Below are 13,444 nucleotides of genomic sequence, written 5' to 3'. Positions count from 1 at the left end.
ATTCCGGGGTTAGAATGCGAAATCACCGATAATCGGTCAATCACTTGCATTCATCTGATCCGTTTTTTCGTTCAAAACTCGCACGGCCAAGGCCCGCGTGATCTCGCGTTTTTCAGCAAGGGCCAGTTGATCCAATTGTTGGACAACTTCGGCGGCTGTCTCAAAGCGGCGATCCATATGTTTCACCAGATAGGCAATAACCTCGGGGCCAGGGTTAAGCTGACGGTCAAGGAACAGTTTGGCCAGAACGGCCGCAAGCAGCGCGTCATCAGGTGGCTCCAAGGCCACGTGATGCGCGCCCTCGACCCGGCTTTGCAGGTCGGCGAGTGGGAGCTGCCAAAGTTTGGGCACCAACCGCCCGGTCACCAGCAGGGCATGCCCTTCGGCCAGAACCAGATTGTGCAGATGAAACAGCACCTTTTGCTGTTCGATATCATCTGCGATGGCTGGAACATCCTCGACCGCGATGGGCGTGCGGGCCAGTTCCGGTACTGCATCATAGTCCAGATCATTAGCCTGCACGATGCGCCCGCCAGTTTCGGCTGCCCAGACATGCGCAAGATGGGTTTTGCCAGACCCAGCTGGGCCGCTGAGCACCAGTTTGTTTCCAGGCCATGAGGTCGCAGATATCATTGCTACGGCCAGTGCATTGGCCGGAGAGACAAAGAAATCATCACGCTCCAGCGCGGTTTTGGCTGGCAGATCAAAGCTTAGCTGTCGGGCCATTTAGTCGTCTTCCTGGCCCTGTTGCCCTTCGAGGCCGGTATACAGCCTGCTGTCGAGGTAGAGCGATGTGCCAAACCGGGCCACTACACCAAGGGCGGCGGCGACCGGAACGGCAATCAACATCCCGACAAAGCCAAAGAGCGCACCAAAGACAGACAGCGCCAACAGCAGCCAGACCGGGTGCAACCCTACCGAACTGCCAACCAGTTTCGGGGTGAGAAAGTTGCCTTCGGTTACCTGACCTAGGGCAAAGATGCCCGCGATCAGGCCGATATGCGCCCAGTCGCCCCAGAACTGGAACAGGGCCAGCCCGATGGCCAGTGTGCCACCGATCAGTGCACCTAGATAAGGAATAAAGGTCACCAGCCCGGCGATGAAGCCCACGACCAAACCAAATTGCAAACCCGCTATCATCAAGGCGACCGCGTAATAGGTGCCAAGGATCAGGCAGACTGTGCCCATCCCCCGCACGAACGAGGCCAGCACATCGTCAATCTCACCCGCCAGACGCTTGATCGTCGGGGCGTGGTCGCGGGGCAGCAGTTCTCCGATCCGGGCGATCATGCGGTCCCAGTCCAGCAGCAGGTAAACGGCAACCACCGGGACAATGACCAACAGGACCACGATATTGATGGCTGATCCAAGAGAGGACAGCACCGTTTCCAGCACATCACCGGTCTTGGACTTCAGGGTTTCCCCGAATGAGACCAGCATCTGATGAGTACTGGACTCCTGGTCGAGCAAGGACGGGAACTGTTTCTCAACAAAGCCGCGCAACTCTTTGAAGAGGCTTGGCAGAATATCGATCAAATCCAGCAGCTGCGTAATAAGAGCGGGAACAACCATCAAGATCGCCAGGATGAACCCAAGTACACCAACGACTGTGATAATGCCTGTGGCTGCCACCCGCGACAGGCCCAGCTTCTCTAGCCGGTCGGCGATGGGATCAAGGAAGTATGCGATCGCCCCGCCTATCACAAAAGGCAGAAGAACATCGCCCAATGCCCAAAGGACCAATACGAAAGTCGCTGCGGCGACGCCCCAGTATCTGAGTTGATCCTTAACCGGCAAAGCCATGATTGTCCTCGTGTTCTGGCCGACGAGGACGTTCTTGGCCTAAGGGGCTGATCGATGCAAGGACTTCATGGGTCAGAGCTCGCTGAGGAGTCGGTCAGAAGACCCGAACTCCTTGTCTATCAAGCTCTTTATGAACCGGTGACAGGTCCAGCACATCCAGCTCTCGATTGCTTTTGAGCGCATGTGCGGCGGCTATTCCGGCCCCTTGGCCCATAACGGCGCAGCAGGCCATATTGCGGGTGGCCGCGTGAGCGACCCTTTCAGCCCCATGAGATCGACCGGCGACCAGCAGGCCCTTGATCCCTTTGGGCAGCATCGTGCGATAGGGGATTTGCATGTACCGCCCCGTCGTGGGCAGGATCAGAATACCGTAGCCGTCGATGAACTCGGGATAAATCCCGATGGAATCTTCGAACCTGCCTTGTTGGCGCGCATCATCTTCGGTCATGTTGTAGACCGCGTCGATCTTGCGGGTGTCCCGAATGCCAATGGTCATCCCAAAGTTTCGCAACCGTGCATTTTCACACCCCGGCATGAAGCGACGTAGCGCTTCGATGGCCAGCATCGACTGGCGGCGGCCTTCGATCTCACCGCGTGTCAGGCTGTCTGGGTCGGTGCCGTCGACCTCGGCCAGATGGACCAGGTTCATATAGGTTAGCTCACCCGTGTCATGCATCGCACCCCAGGTGCCAGCAATGGTATTCAGGTGCGGTGGGATCAGTCCCTCATCAATCGCCTGCTGAAAGGGTTTGTGCACGAAAGGTGAGAACATGTCGTCCTCTTTCCCCGAGGTTTCGATGTTCCACTCGCCACCGCCACCCCAATCCTTGTAGGTCTGCGGATCAGCCTTCACGCCCTCCATAAAGGCGCGTTTATCGACGCCTGCGAGATGGAACATGACCGAGGCGGCCATCATATCCTCACGTGGGGTCTTGTAGGTCGGCGCACCCGCGCGATGGGCCACATCGGCGTCGCCAGTTGCATCAATCACCACCTTCGCCAGGATCGCTTCGCGCCCGGCTTTCGATTCAGTGATAATCCCGGTGATCCGGTCGCCATCCATGATCGGAGCGACGAACTGACGGTGCAGCATTGGATGCACGCCCGCCTCTTCGACCAGCTTGTCGGCCACCAGTTTGAAGCCTTCACTGTCCAGCTCATAGCTAAGGGATTGGCTTTCAGGCACCGCCGCGCCCATTTCTTTGGCGCGGGTTTCGAATTCCATGCCGATTCCGCCAGCCTCGACCGTTTGTTCGTGGCGAAACCAGGCGAACCCCTCGACCCCTACGGCGGTGATATTGCCGCCCATGCAGCCAAACCGGTCAACCAGCGACACTTCGGCCCCTGCGCGTGCTGCCGCTAGGGCCGCAGCCAGCCCGGCGGGGCCGGAGCCCACAACCAACACATCGGTTTGGTGAACCACCGGAATCTGACGGGCGGGTTCCTGAATCGTCTGCATCGGCGCCTCTTGGTGTTTACGATTCCGTTACACTTGGAAAAACTTGATTGGCCGGTCAATCAGAAAACAAACTGAGGCTAAGTTCTAATTTCACCAATGTACGATTGCCCCCGGCGGGGCTTTGGCATAATCACCTTTTTGTTGGAATATCACCCTAAAAGGTTAAGTCATGCGCCTCAGCCGTTACTTTCTGCCCGTTCTCAAGGAAAACCCTGCTGAGGCTCAGATCGTCAGCCACCGGCTGATGCTGCGCGCCGGAATGATCAAGCAAGCCGCCGCCGGGATTTATTCGTGGTTGCCACTGGGTTTCAAAGTGTTGCGCAAGCTGGAAAACATTGTGCATGAGGAGCAGGCGCGGGCAGGGCATATCGCCATTCAGATGCCCATCCTGCAATCGGCAGACTTGTGGCGCGAATCCGGGCGGTATGACGACTACGGTCAGGAAATGCTGCGCATGCAGGACCGCCATGGCCGCGATATGCTCTATACCCCCACGGCTGAAGAACTGGTCACTGACATCTTCCGCAGTCATGTCAGCAGTTACAAGGACCTGCCGCTGACGCTCTATCAGATCCAGTGGAAATTCCGCGACGAAATCCGCCCGCGTTTCGGCGTAATGCGAGGGCGCGAGTTCTACATGAAGGATGGTTATAATTTCGACCTGACTAAAGAAGACGCGCTGCACGCTTACAACCGGCATCTGGTTAGCTATCTGCGCACCTATGAGCGGATGGGCTTGCAGGCCATCCCAATGCGCGCCGACTCCGGCCCCATTGGTGGCGACGATACACATGAGTTTCTGGTTCTGGCTGACACAGGCGAATCCGAGGTCTTCTATGACAGCGCCGTCACCGACCTGACCTTCGGCGACCGAGACATTGATTATGATGACCGTGCGCAATGTCAGGCGATTTTGGAGGAGTTCACCTCGAAATACGCGCGCACGGACGAAACCCATGATGAGTCGCTGTTCAATCAGATTCCTGAAGAGCGCCGCCGCGTGGCGCGCGGGATCGAAGTAGGGCAGATCTTCTATTTCGGCACCAAGTATTCGGAAGCCATGGGCGCGACCGTTCAAGGTCCGGATGGCAAGCCGCATCCGGTTCATATGGGCAGCCACGGGATCGGTGTCAGCCGTTTGATCGGCGCCATCATCGAAGCCAGCCATGACGACAAAGGCATTATCTGGCCCGAGGGCGTGACACCGTTCCATTGTGGTATCGTTAACCTGAAGCAGGGTGATGAAGAGGCGGATGCGGCGTGTGACAATATCTACGGTGCTTTGACCGCTCTGGGGCTTGAGCCGCTCTATGATGACCGCAATGAACGGGCTGGCGGCAAGTTTGCCACAATGGACCTGATCGGCCTGCCGTGGCGCATCACGGTCGGACCGCGTGGTCTGAAAAACGGCGTGGTTGAATTGACCTGCCGCCGCACAGGCGAAAGCGAAGAGTTAAGCCCCGAAGCAGCCGTGACCAAGGTCGCGGAAATCTATCAAGGTATCGCCTGACGAGGGCGATACACGCAGGCCAAGGTCAGCGCGGCGTTCTTACTGCGCTGAGACCGGGCGGGCGACCAACAGCTCTCCGTCGGCCTGATTGCCACGGGCGACGACGATTGGGCGACCCAGCCGGTTGACCAGTTCCTTCAGCTCAAAGCCCAGGAACCGTATCCCGCAAACGCGCTGACCGGTTGCGCGGTCAGTGATGCAAAGGCGACCCTTGAGGAAGGCGAGGCGATAGCCCTTATCCCTCAACCGGTCTGCCAAACTGTTCCAACTGACGGCTTTTGCAAAAATGGGACGGATCGCAGCCCGCAGTAATGCGGCTGTTTCACAATCCAGTTCTGTTGCTGTTGCACGAACCAAAATACGGTCCGCCCCTTCTGGTGTATTTTGAATATTCATTGAGCGACCCCCGCTCTGAAATGTGTTCCCCCAAATCAGGGTGACAAAGTTTCTAAAAATAAGCAAAAAGCGAAATAATATTGCTTAATATATGTGGCATTTTGAGTTCAGTCACTCACGCAATGCCCGTATTGACTTCATAGCTGAAACAATATGGCGATGTCTGTGAAGGGCGTCACAACCGACAGGGTAGTTGTTGAATCCAACAACACTTTTTATCTGAGCGCCCAAGGCAGATGCCGGTGTTGATTCGCTTATTCGAGGCCATGACGTGGCATACAGTTGGTGCTGCGTTCACAAGGCGCTTGACCATTGTGGCAAATGCCGAGAGGGTCGCCGCCAAACAACAAGACCGGAGCAGGCATGGCCAAGACACCCCCGCCTTTTGCCCCTTTTGAATGGAAGATCGCCTGGCGATACCTGCGGGCCCGCCGGGCCGAGGGGGGTGTTAGCGTTATGACCTGGATCTCGCTGATCGGGATCACGCTGGCCGTGTTCGCCTTGATCGCGACGCTCGCGGTGCGCTCTGGGTTTAGGGCCGAATTCGTCGGCACGATCCTTGGGGCGAATGCACACGTCACTGTCTATTCCTCGGGCGAGATTAATGCGCAGGGGCGCGCGATACGCACGATAGAGGATTACGAAGAACGCGCGGCGCGGATCGCTGAGGTGCCGGGCGTCGAACGGGCTGCGCCTTTGGTCAAAGGGCAGGTGCTGATCACCAACCGCGACCGCAGCAGCGGGGTTGAGGTGTTTGGCATCAGACCCGACGATCTGATGGACCTGCCGGGCATCGCACAGGCCGAACAATCGGCAGGAGATTTGTCTCTGTTTCAGACGGGTGCGGATGTGATCGCCATCGGCTCGGGCGTGGCGCGTACCATTGGGGCCACTGTGGGGGATACGGTTAAGCTGACCTCGCCCAACGGTGTCAGAACCGCCTTTGGAACCTCGCCGCGCGTGAATGCCTATCGCGTGGTCTATGTGTTTTCCGCGGGACGATATGACATCGACCGCACGCGCGTTTACATGCCGTTTTCACAAGCCCAGAGCTTTTTCAACCGCGAGGGCGTGGCGGATGAGATCGAGGTGATGGTCACGCAACCCGAAGCGATGAACCCGATCCTGATCCCAATCCTCGAAGCCTCAGGTGAGCGTAGCCAGATCTGGACATGGCAGGATGCCTCGGGTGGGTTTCTGCGGGCGCTCGAGGTTGAGGACAACGTGATGTTCATCATCTTGTCGATCCTCGTGCTGATTGCTGCGATGAACATTGTTTCGGGCCTTATCATGTTGGTGAAGAACAAAGGGCGTGACATTGGTATTCTGCGCACAATTGGCCTGAGCGAAGGATCGATCCTGCGGGTGTTTTTCATCTGCGGTGCGTTCACAGGCATCATCGGAACCGCGATGGGCGTAGTCTTGGGCTGTCTGTTTGCCGTGTACATTGATCCCATCTTTTCCTTCGTGAACTATGTGATGGGTGGTGGTGTCTGGGACCCGTCCATTCGTGGAATCTATGCCCTACCGGCCGAGTTGCATCTGAGCGACGTACTCAAGGCCGTGGCCCTTTCACTGGGTTTGTCTTTTGTTGTCACATATTTCCCTGCCCGCCGCGCGGCGCGGCTGAACCCGGTTGAGGCGCTGCGTTATGAGTGATGTGACATTGCGATTGAAGAGTCTGACCAAGACCTATCTGAAAGGTACTCCGGGCGAAGTGCAGGTGCTGCGCGGTGTTGATCTGGAATTGAACGCAGGCGAGGCGGTGGCGATGGTCGCACCCTCGGGGGCAGGCAAATCTACCTTGCTGCATATCGCGGGTCTTTTGGACATGCCGGATGATGGTCAGGTCGAAATTGGCGGGCAGGATGTCAGTGGCAAGGGTGATCGCACGCGCACCGCTCTGCGTCGGCAGGACATCGGCTTTGTCTACCAATTCCACCATTTGCTGCCGGAATTTACCGCCTTGGAAAACATCACGCTGCCGCAACTGGCCAATGGGACCGCCGAGAAAACAGCGCAAGACCGGGCGATGTCATTACTGGATCGTGTCGGCGTGGCCGCCCGAGCCAGCCATCGCCCGGCGGCTTTGTCGGGTGGTGAACAACAGCGTGTGGCGTTTTGCCGGGCGCTCGCGAACACACCCAAAGTGTTGCTGGCTGATGAGCCAACCGGGAACCTTGATCCGGAAACATCTGATCAGGTGTTTGATGCGTTGATGACGCTTGTCCGGGATGAGGGCCTTTCGGCTCTGATTGCAACCCACAACATGGACCTTGCGGCGCGGATGGATCGGATGGTGCGGCTGGAAGGCGGTGTTCTCAAGCCAGTTGAGTGATCGCAACGCCCAGAGCCATCACCGCAATCCCACCCGCGCGTATCCACGTCAGCGGCGTGACTTGGGCCCCAAACAGCCCGAAATGATCAATCGCGGCGGTGCTGACCAATTGGCCCAGAAGTACGAAGAACACTGCATTTCCAACACCGAAATGCGGGGCGACATGTGTGATCGTCAAGACGTAGAACGCGATCAGAACGCCTGCGAGGAGCAGGTGTTTGGGGGCCTGTGCAACCTTGGTTAGCGCCTCGAACCCCGGAAACACAACCATCACAAGGGCAGATGATCCAAAGGCGATGGCGAACAAGATCACTGCGGCTGTCGTGGGCGAATCGATCAGTTTACCCAAGGCTGCATTTAGCGCTGCGAGGATAGGAACTCCGATTCCGGCGGCCAGCATGATGGCTGCGTATTGTGTCATGAACCTTACCCTCTTGCTTCGTTGATCTGGATCATTGCGCCAAGCGGCCCACCGGACAAGCCTGTAAATGCCATTGCGGATAGGAGGATGCGATGAAGTGGTCAAAGCTGGGGACGGTGTCTGCCATGCTTGTCATGTCGGTACAATGCGCGGCGGCACAAGATGTGCAAACGGGTGCTGAGCTGTATCAGCACTATTGTGCGACCTGCCACGGAATTGACGCCATGGGGCAAGGCCCAATGGCGGGCGTTCTTATTATTCAGCCGACCGATTTGACGGAACTGACGAAAGACGGACGTTTCCCAACAGCGCGGGTTGTTGCCCGGATCGACGGGCGTGATCCTTTGGTGAGCCATGGAAGCCCGATGCCGGTGTACGGCCCATATTTTGAAGGGCAAGACACATCCATGAAAACGGAAGAGGGGCAGCCTATTCTGACCAGTCAGCCTATTGTTGATCTGGTGGCCTATCTCAAAACCCTGCAAGGCAACTGAGACCTAACTGCAAATTCCTTCGATCTTGGCATCGCTCCACGGGATCGCGATGTCACGCTCACGGCCTTCCTGGGGCAGGGGGGACAGGTCGAAATGCGTACCCAGCATCTTGTGCAGGCGCTTGGTGCGCTGTGCCTGTGGGTCCAGCGACCGGCAACAGACATATTCTTCGACAATCGCGCCCTGCTGTTCATAGCCGTAAGATAGAAAGTCGGGCGAGGTATCCAGATCAAACAAATACGGGTCCTCGCGCCCGCCATGCTCTGCCGCCGCACGCAGCGGGTGATAGCCGGTTGTCTTGCGGTTTTGCCACTGCCAGACATGGGTCAGTTCATGCGCCAGCAGCATGGCCGCGATCAGATTCATCTGCTCGGGATAGTCTGACATGTAGTCTTCGAGATACCAGTCACGCGCGAAATAAACCTTGTCGAACAAAGCAATTGCCGCAGGTTTCCCCGTTACCGGTCCGGGCTCGATCGGTGGAAGGATACGTTCACGACAAGCCAAACGCGGGCGTGCTTCTCGGACATATGTGATTGGCAAAACGGGCGCACCTTCAACCAAGCGCACGCGATCCAGATTGAGTGTGTCGCCTTGTATCTCGTCAGCAAAGTCACGCTCTTGCTGTGTCAGCGGGCGTCCGCAGGTCGCAAGAGCCAGAAACACTAAAATCAATACACGCACACTCATGGGCAAAGCCTAGCCTGCCGCTTCGGTTGCGCAAGCCGTTTTCAAAGGCTCATCGCAAGAACGCGGCTGATTTCTGTTAGGGACCGGCCAGATTGATCCATCCAGGTGTTAAAGGCCTTTTGCACGGCGGCCATGGCTTTCTTGGAGGTGGGGGCTTTGTCCACCACGCCTTCGGCGATCAGCCGTGCGGTCACGTCCTGTGACAGGATAAAGCTGTCGCGGCCTGCAAACCGCATTGCATATTGGGCGGACGCGCCGCCCAACCGGGATCCGCGTTGGCCCAACATGGCCAGAAGGCCGACATAGTCGTGCGACGGCCATCCGCCCAGAACCTCACCCGCGCCGCCCTGGTCGCGCAGTTCGAGCAAGAATGCCGCGTTGTCCCGGACAGTGGCGATCTTGGTTCCGTTGCGCACGATCCGAGTGTCCTGCAGCAGCGCGTCGAACTTCTCATCGTCCATAAAGGCGCAGCGACCCACATCGAACCCGTCAAAAGCGGTTTCGAATCCGTCCCATTTCGCCTCGATAACTTTCCAGTTGAACCCGGCCTGAAAGATGCATTTGGTCAGGATCGAGAGCCAGCGATCCTCGGGCATTGCCGCAAGTTCTTGTGGCGTTTTGGGCTTGTTGAGTTTGGCATTCAACGCCGCAGCCCCGCCATGGCGACCTGCCGATATCTCAAATATCTCATCAAATGAACGCATTGCTTTACCCTCCGCAGCGCTTGCTTGTGCCTTGATGCCAGATCGCTCGGTCAGTTGCCAAGCGCGACAGATGCGTGGCTTCTACTTTGGAAGGAGTGGTCGGAGCCCACAGAGCGTGCTATTTGAAGCGTTCTACCAGATTTGCGAGGGTCCCACTATGTTTCTGGCCTATGTCACCACCACAGATCGCGGCGCAACCGACCGGTTGCTCAGCGCGGTCGCGGAACACTTGTTGGCCTCGGGTGCGAAACTGGCAGGCGTTGTACAGACTAACACCGAATGTACAGACAGCAGCCGGTGCGATATGGATGTTCGCGTTCTTCCCGCAGGCGACACGATCCGCATCTCGCAGTCGTTGGGTACGCAATCGCGCGGCTGTCGGCTGGACCCGGCGGCGCTTGAGCAGGCGGTCGGCTACGTTACTGCATCGTTGGCAGACGCACCGCAGCTGTTGATTATCAACAAGTTCGGCAAACATGAGGCCGATGGCCGTGGCTTCCGCCCGGTGATTGCCGAGGCTCTGGCACAGGACATTCCTGTTCTGGTCGGCGTAAACGGATTGAATCGCGAGAAGTTTCTGGAATTCACAGGCGGTGAAGCCAAGCAACTCGCGCCCGATTTGACGGCCATTTCGGCCTGGTTTGACCGCGTTGTGGCCGCGAGGGCGAATGCGGCCTAGCGGCAGCACATGCTAATCCTGTTGGTTTGGCAGCAAAACACATTGTCTTCATGGTCTTGTCGCCGTAATGGTGGCTCCGGGCCTCAACCGGGCCCGACGCATCTTGCCCGCGTGGTGGAATGGTAGACACAAGAGACTTAAAATCTCTGGGCCGGAAGGCCGTGCCGGTTCGAGTCCGGCCGCGGGTACCAAGATACGTTTTGCAATCCGGAAAGCCGGTTGCAGATGGCTACACCTACCAAAGTTCGCATGTTAGCGTTGCCCCGAAAACTCAGGCAAAGGGGTGAATATGTCAGTCACTGTGAAAGAGATGATGGAGGCTGCAAATGCCGTCGTGCCGCGTGTGGATGCGGCGCAGGCCCAATCGCTGATCGAGCAGGGAGCGCTGCTGCTGGATATTCGCGGCGCGGAAGAGGTGCAGAAAACAGGCCGCGCAGCCGGGGCACATCATATTCCACGCGGCATGCTGGAATTCCGCGCCGATGAAGCGCTGCAATCCCATGATCCGCAGATGCGCAAGGACCGCGCAATTGTGATCTATTGTGCTTCCGGTGGTCGTGCCGCGCTGGCAGGAAAATTGCTGCTGGATATGGGGTATGAACAGGTGTTCAATCTGGGCGGGCTGAGCGATTGGGTGAATGGCGGCGGAGAGGTCGTGGACGGCTGACAACCTGATCCAGATCAACGCCAAAGTTTGCGCGTTGATCTAACGTGACATGACGTTCAACCAAATGGATCACATGTCATGTTTCGTCTTGCTGCGCTGCTTTATTCCGTGATTGCCACCGCCCTCGCAGGGTCTGCGGTGATTGCTGTTTTGTCGTTGGGCATGGTCTCGGTCATGGCGATTCTGTCAGCCGCCGCTGCAGGTGCGCTTGTCGCGCTTCCGGCGGCTTGGCTGGTCGCCCGACGCTTGTACCAGAAGGCAGGTTAGTCAGGCGTTCAGGAATGTTCTGACCGCAGCCTCGAATTCTCGTGGTTTTTCAGCATGCAGCCAGTGGCCTGCACCTGGGATTTTGGCAAAGCGTGCACCGGGAAACAGGCCGCGAATGTGGTCGCGATGTTCAGGCAGAACATAGTCCGATGCAGCGCCAGACAGAAATAGGGCGGACCCGTCCCAGGCGCCGTCCAATTCGGGAAATCCCATGATGTTTGGCATCTGATCGGCCAACACGTCCAAGTTCAACAACCAGCGTTTTCCCGTAACATCCAGTGACTGCGTGAAAAAGCTCTGCAACGCGCGCTCAACCCCCAACTTCGCCAGTTGCTGCTCGGCATCCGACCTGCGGTGGACTTGCGACATGTCAACGGCGCGCATGGCTTCGATGAACTGAATCTGGCTGTGCCCGTATGCGACCGGTGCGATATCAGCCACCACGAGTTTGCGCACCAGATCCCCATGTTGCAGGGTCAGGGCCATCGCGGCCTTACCCCCCATAGAATGCCCCAGAACATCCACGGGTCCGCCGAGCTGCTCGATGACCTGCGCGATATCGCTGGCCAAAGCCGGATAGTCATGGAGTGGATCCCAAAAACTATGCGCATGGTTTCGCATGTCCACCGCGATCACTTGCCGTTCGTCTGACAACCGGTGTGCGATCACGCCCCAATTCCGGGCTGACCCATAAAGGCCATGAGCAATGACAAGGGGCGGCAGGGCGGTCGGATCGCCATGTACAATCGTGTTCAGCATATCCGCGTGATACAGGCGACCATTTGAAACAACCAGCCCCATTGTGGCGCGCCTTCTCAGGGGCTAGGGTCACGCGTCAGGAGAACGCGATGTCACAAGACACCAAGATTCAGGATCGAATTGCTGAAACCGTTGCATTGCTGCGGGCCAAACTGGGCGTACGTGACAAAACGCTTCAGGCGTCGATTCGTCGGGCCAAACGTCGCCTCCCACGGCGGGTGTTCAAACAGGCAATGGTTCTGGCCCGGGCCGAACAAATGGCGGCCCATCCAAAGCTGAGATTGGTTCTGGATACGCCCGCTCTGACCAAAGCGGCTGATGAGGTTCAGACTCATCTTAGCGCTATCAATCTGACCGACCGGCGATGGGGCTGGTTTCTGGGTATGCTGGGCGGACTAGCCTTCAATATACTGGCTTTTGGGGCACTGGTTCTGGCGTTCCTAATATGGCGTGGCTTGATCTGATCCACTCTTCTGTCTTATGCGCTGTGAACGAGGTTCAATCCCCGAGAGCGGCATGACTACCCAGTCTGGTGTCACACAAGATTGGTTGCGCAAGAAACCGATCGATTTGGAGGAACTGCGCACTATGGCAGTGAACCACTATCTCAACTTGTCATTAGGCTGGGCACAAGAGGGCGGAAGCACCTTCTATAAACAAAAAACGGCGCCCGGATCATCGGGCGCCGTTTTTCTTAGATCAGAACCTGATTACAGGTTTGGATAGATCGGGAATTTGGCGCAGAGGTCTGCGACTTCTGCTTTGACTTTGGCCTCGACCGCGGCGTTGCCGTCTTCCCCATTAGCGGCCAAACCATCGACAACCTCGATGATCCAGTCTGCGATCTGGCGGAATTCGACCTCACCAAAACCACGGGTGGTGCCGGCGGGGGACCCCAGACGGATACCGCTGGTGATGGTCGGTTTTTCGGGATCAAATGGCACGCCGTTCTTGTTGCAGGTGATATGTGCCCGGCCCAGGGCCTTTTCGGTCGCGTTGCCTTTGACGCCTTTGGGGCGCAGGTCGACCAGCACCACATGGGTGTCGGTGCCGTGTGTCACCGTGTCGAGGCCACCCTTGATCAGCTGGTCCGACAGCGCCTGTGCGTTGGTGATGACCTGCTGGATGTAGCTTTTGAACTCGGGACGCAGAGCTTCTCCGAATGCAACAGCCTTGCCCGCGATCACATGCATCAGCGGGCCGCCCTGTATGCCGGGGAAGATCGCCGAATTCACTTTCTTAGCGATATCTTCATCA

16 protein-coding genes, 1 tRNA gene and 1 pseudogene are annotated in these 13,444 nt (G+C 57.5%); 9 read left to right on the top strand and 9 right to left on the bottom strand.

Going from position 1 to position 13,444, the window contains the following annotated elements; genetic code table 11:
• Window positions 1–36 precede the first annotated feature (36 nt).
• From ABLN87_RS14710 to ABLN87_RS14700, 3 genes are all read right to left on the bottom strand, one after another.
• The gene (locus tag ABLN87_RS14710; protein WP_353011422.1) at window positions 37–726 is read right to left on the bottom strand and encodes an HdaA/DnaA family protein; all 690 of its coding nucleotides are present in this window, start codon (window positions 724–726) and stop codon (window positions 37–39) included.
• Window positions 727–1,803, bottom strand: coding sequence for an AI-2E family transporter (locus ABLN87_RS14705; RefSeq protein ID WP_353011420.1), 1,077 nt, complete (start codon window positions 1,801–1,803; stop codon window positions 727–729).
• A 94-nt stretch (window positions 1,804–1,897) separates the two neighbouring features.
• Complete coding sequence (locus ABLN87_RS14700; RefSeq protein ID WP_353011418.1) at window positions 1,898–3,262, bottom strand: FAD-dependent oxidoreductase; 1,365 nt, start codon at window positions 3,260–3,262, stop codon at window positions 1,898–1,900.
• A gap of 169 nt (window positions 3,263–3,431) precedes the next feature.
• Here ABLN87_RS14700 and proS point away from each other — a divergent pair, with 169 nt between their 5' ends.
• Entirely contained in the window at window positions 3,432–4,772 is a 1,341-nt protein-coding gene (proS, locus tag ABLN87_RS14695; RefSeq protein ID WP_353011416.1) for a proline--tRNA ligase, read from the top strand.
• Window positions 4,773–4,811: 39 nt separating this feature from the next.
• On the opposite strand, the gene ABLN87_RS14690 is transcribed toward proS, so the two are convergent.
• On the bottom strand, window positions 4,812–5,168 hold the full coding sequence (locus ABLN87_RS14690) for a hypothetical protein (RefSeq protein ID WP_170531935.1): 357 nt from the start codon (window positions 5,166–5,168) through the stop codon (window positions 4,812–4,814).
• Window positions 5,169–5,531: 363 nt separating this feature from the next.
• On the opposite strand from ABLN87_RS14690, the gene ABLN87_RS14685 reads away from it, so the two are divergent.
• Window positions 5,532–6,827 carry a lipoprotein-releasing ABC transporter permease subunit gene (locus ABLN87_RS14685; protein ID WP_353011413.1) on the top strand — a complete coding sequence of 432 codons (1,296 nt, stop codon included), beginning with the start codon at window positions 5,532–5,534 and terminating at the stop codon, window positions 6,825–6,827.
• Entirely contained in the window at window positions 6,820–7,506 is a 687-nt protein-coding gene (locus ABLN87_RS14680; protein WP_353011411.1) for an ABC transporter ATP-binding protein, read from the top strand. Before ABLN87_RS14685 ends, ABLN87_RS14680 begins: the two co-directional genes overlap by 8 nt.
• Here the strand turns inward: ABLN87_RS14680 and ABLN87_RS14675 are convergent.
• Window positions 7,490–7,927, bottom strand: a complete 438-nt coding sequence (locus ABLN87_RS14675) for a DMT family transporter (RefSeq protein WP_353011409.1) — start codon at window positions 7,925–7,927, stop codon at window positions 7,490–7,492. The two genes, ABLN87_RS14680 and ABLN87_RS14675, sit on opposite strands and share 17 nt — an antisense overlap.
• 92 nt (window positions 7,928–8,019) lie before the next feature.
• On the opposite strand from ABLN87_RS14675, the gene ABLN87_RS14670 reads away from it, so the two are divergent.
• Window positions 8,020–8,421 (top strand): c-type cytochrome, encoded by a 402-nt coding sequence (locus tag ABLN87_RS14670; RefSeq protein ID WP_353011407.1) that lies wholly within the window; start codon window positions 8,020–8,022, stop codon window positions 8,419–8,421.
• 3 nt (window positions 8,422–8,424) lie between these two features.
• Here the strand turns inward: ABLN87_RS14670 and ABLN87_RS14665 are convergent, their stop codons facing one another.
• Both ABLN87_RS14665 and ABLN87_RS14660 read right to left on the bottom strand, forming a co-directional pair.
• On the bottom strand, window positions 8,425–9,111 hold the full coding sequence (locus tag ABLN87_RS14665) for a hypothetical protein (RefSeq protein WP_353011405.1): 687 nt from the start codon (window positions 9,109–9,111) through the stop codon (window positions 8,425–8,427).
• Between the two features lie 41 nt (window positions 9,112–9,152).
• Window positions 9,153–9,815, bottom strand: coding sequence for a DNA-3-methyladenine glycosylase I (locus ABLN87_RS14660; protein WP_353011403.1), 663 nt, complete (start codon window positions 9,813–9,815; stop codon window positions 9,153–9,155).
• A gap of 157 nt (window positions 9,816–9,972) precedes the next feature.
• On the opposite strand from ABLN87_RS14660, the gene ABLN87_RS14655 reads away from it, so the two are divergent.
• From ABLN87_RS14655 to ABLN87_RS14640, 4 genes are all read left to right on the top strand, one after another.
• Window positions 9,973–10,494 carry a DUF2478 domain-containing protein gene (locus ABLN87_RS14655; protein WP_170531949.1) on the top strand — a complete coding sequence of 174 codons (522 nt, stop codon included), beginning with the start codon at window positions 9,973–9,975 and terminating at the stop codon, window positions 10,492–10,494.
• Between the two features lie 105 nt (window positions 10,495–10,599).
• A tRNA-Leu gene (locus ABLN87_RS14650) sits at window positions 10,600–10,685 on the top strand.
• A 98-nt stretch (window positions 10,686–10,783) separates the two neighbouring features.
• Window positions 10,784–11,161, top strand: a complete 378-nt coding sequence (locus ABLN87_RS14645; protein WP_353011401.1) for a rhodanese-like domain-containing protein — start codon at window positions 10,784–10,786, stop codon at window positions 11,159–11,161.
• Window positions 11,162–11,239: 78 nt separating this feature from the next.
• Window positions 11,240–11,428: a hypothetical protein gene (locus ABLN87_RS14640; protein WP_353011399.1), complete on the top strand. Its 189-nt coding sequence runs from the start codon at window positions 11,240–11,242 to the stop codon at window positions 11,426–11,428.
• Here the strand turns inward: ABLN87_RS14640 and ABLN87_RS14635 are convergent, their stop codons facing one another.
• Window positions 11,429–12,229: an alpha/beta fold hydrolase gene (locus ABLN87_RS14635; RefSeq protein WP_353011397.1), complete on the bottom strand. Its 801-nt coding sequence runs from the start codon at window positions 12,227–12,229 to the stop codon at window positions 11,429–11,431. It lies immediately after the preceding gene.
• Between the two features lie 47 nt (window positions 12,230–12,276).
• Here ABLN87_RS14635 and ABLN87_RS14630 point away from each other — a divergent pair, with 47 nt between their 5' ends.
• On the top strand, window positions 12,277–12,651 hold the full coding sequence (locus ABLN87_RS14630) for a hypothetical protein (protein ID WP_353011395.1): 375 nt from the start codon (window positions 12,277–12,279) through the stop codon (window positions 12,649–12,651).
• A gap of 246 nt (window positions 12,652–12,897) precedes the next feature.
• Here ABLN87_RS14630 and glyA read toward each other — a convergent pair.
• Window positions 12,898–13,444: pseudogene (gene glyA / locus ABLN87_RS14625) on the bottom strand (serine hydroxymethyltransferase); the annotation flags it as partial.

Source organism: Ruegeria sp. SCP10 (assembly GCF_040329495.1).
GTDB lineage: Bacteria > Pseudomonadota > Alphaproteobacteria > Rhodobacterales > Rhodobacteraceae > Ruegeria.
The sequence above is the reverse complement of the archived record's forward strand: the minus strand, read 5'-3'. Positions and strand labels throughout refer to the sequence as shown.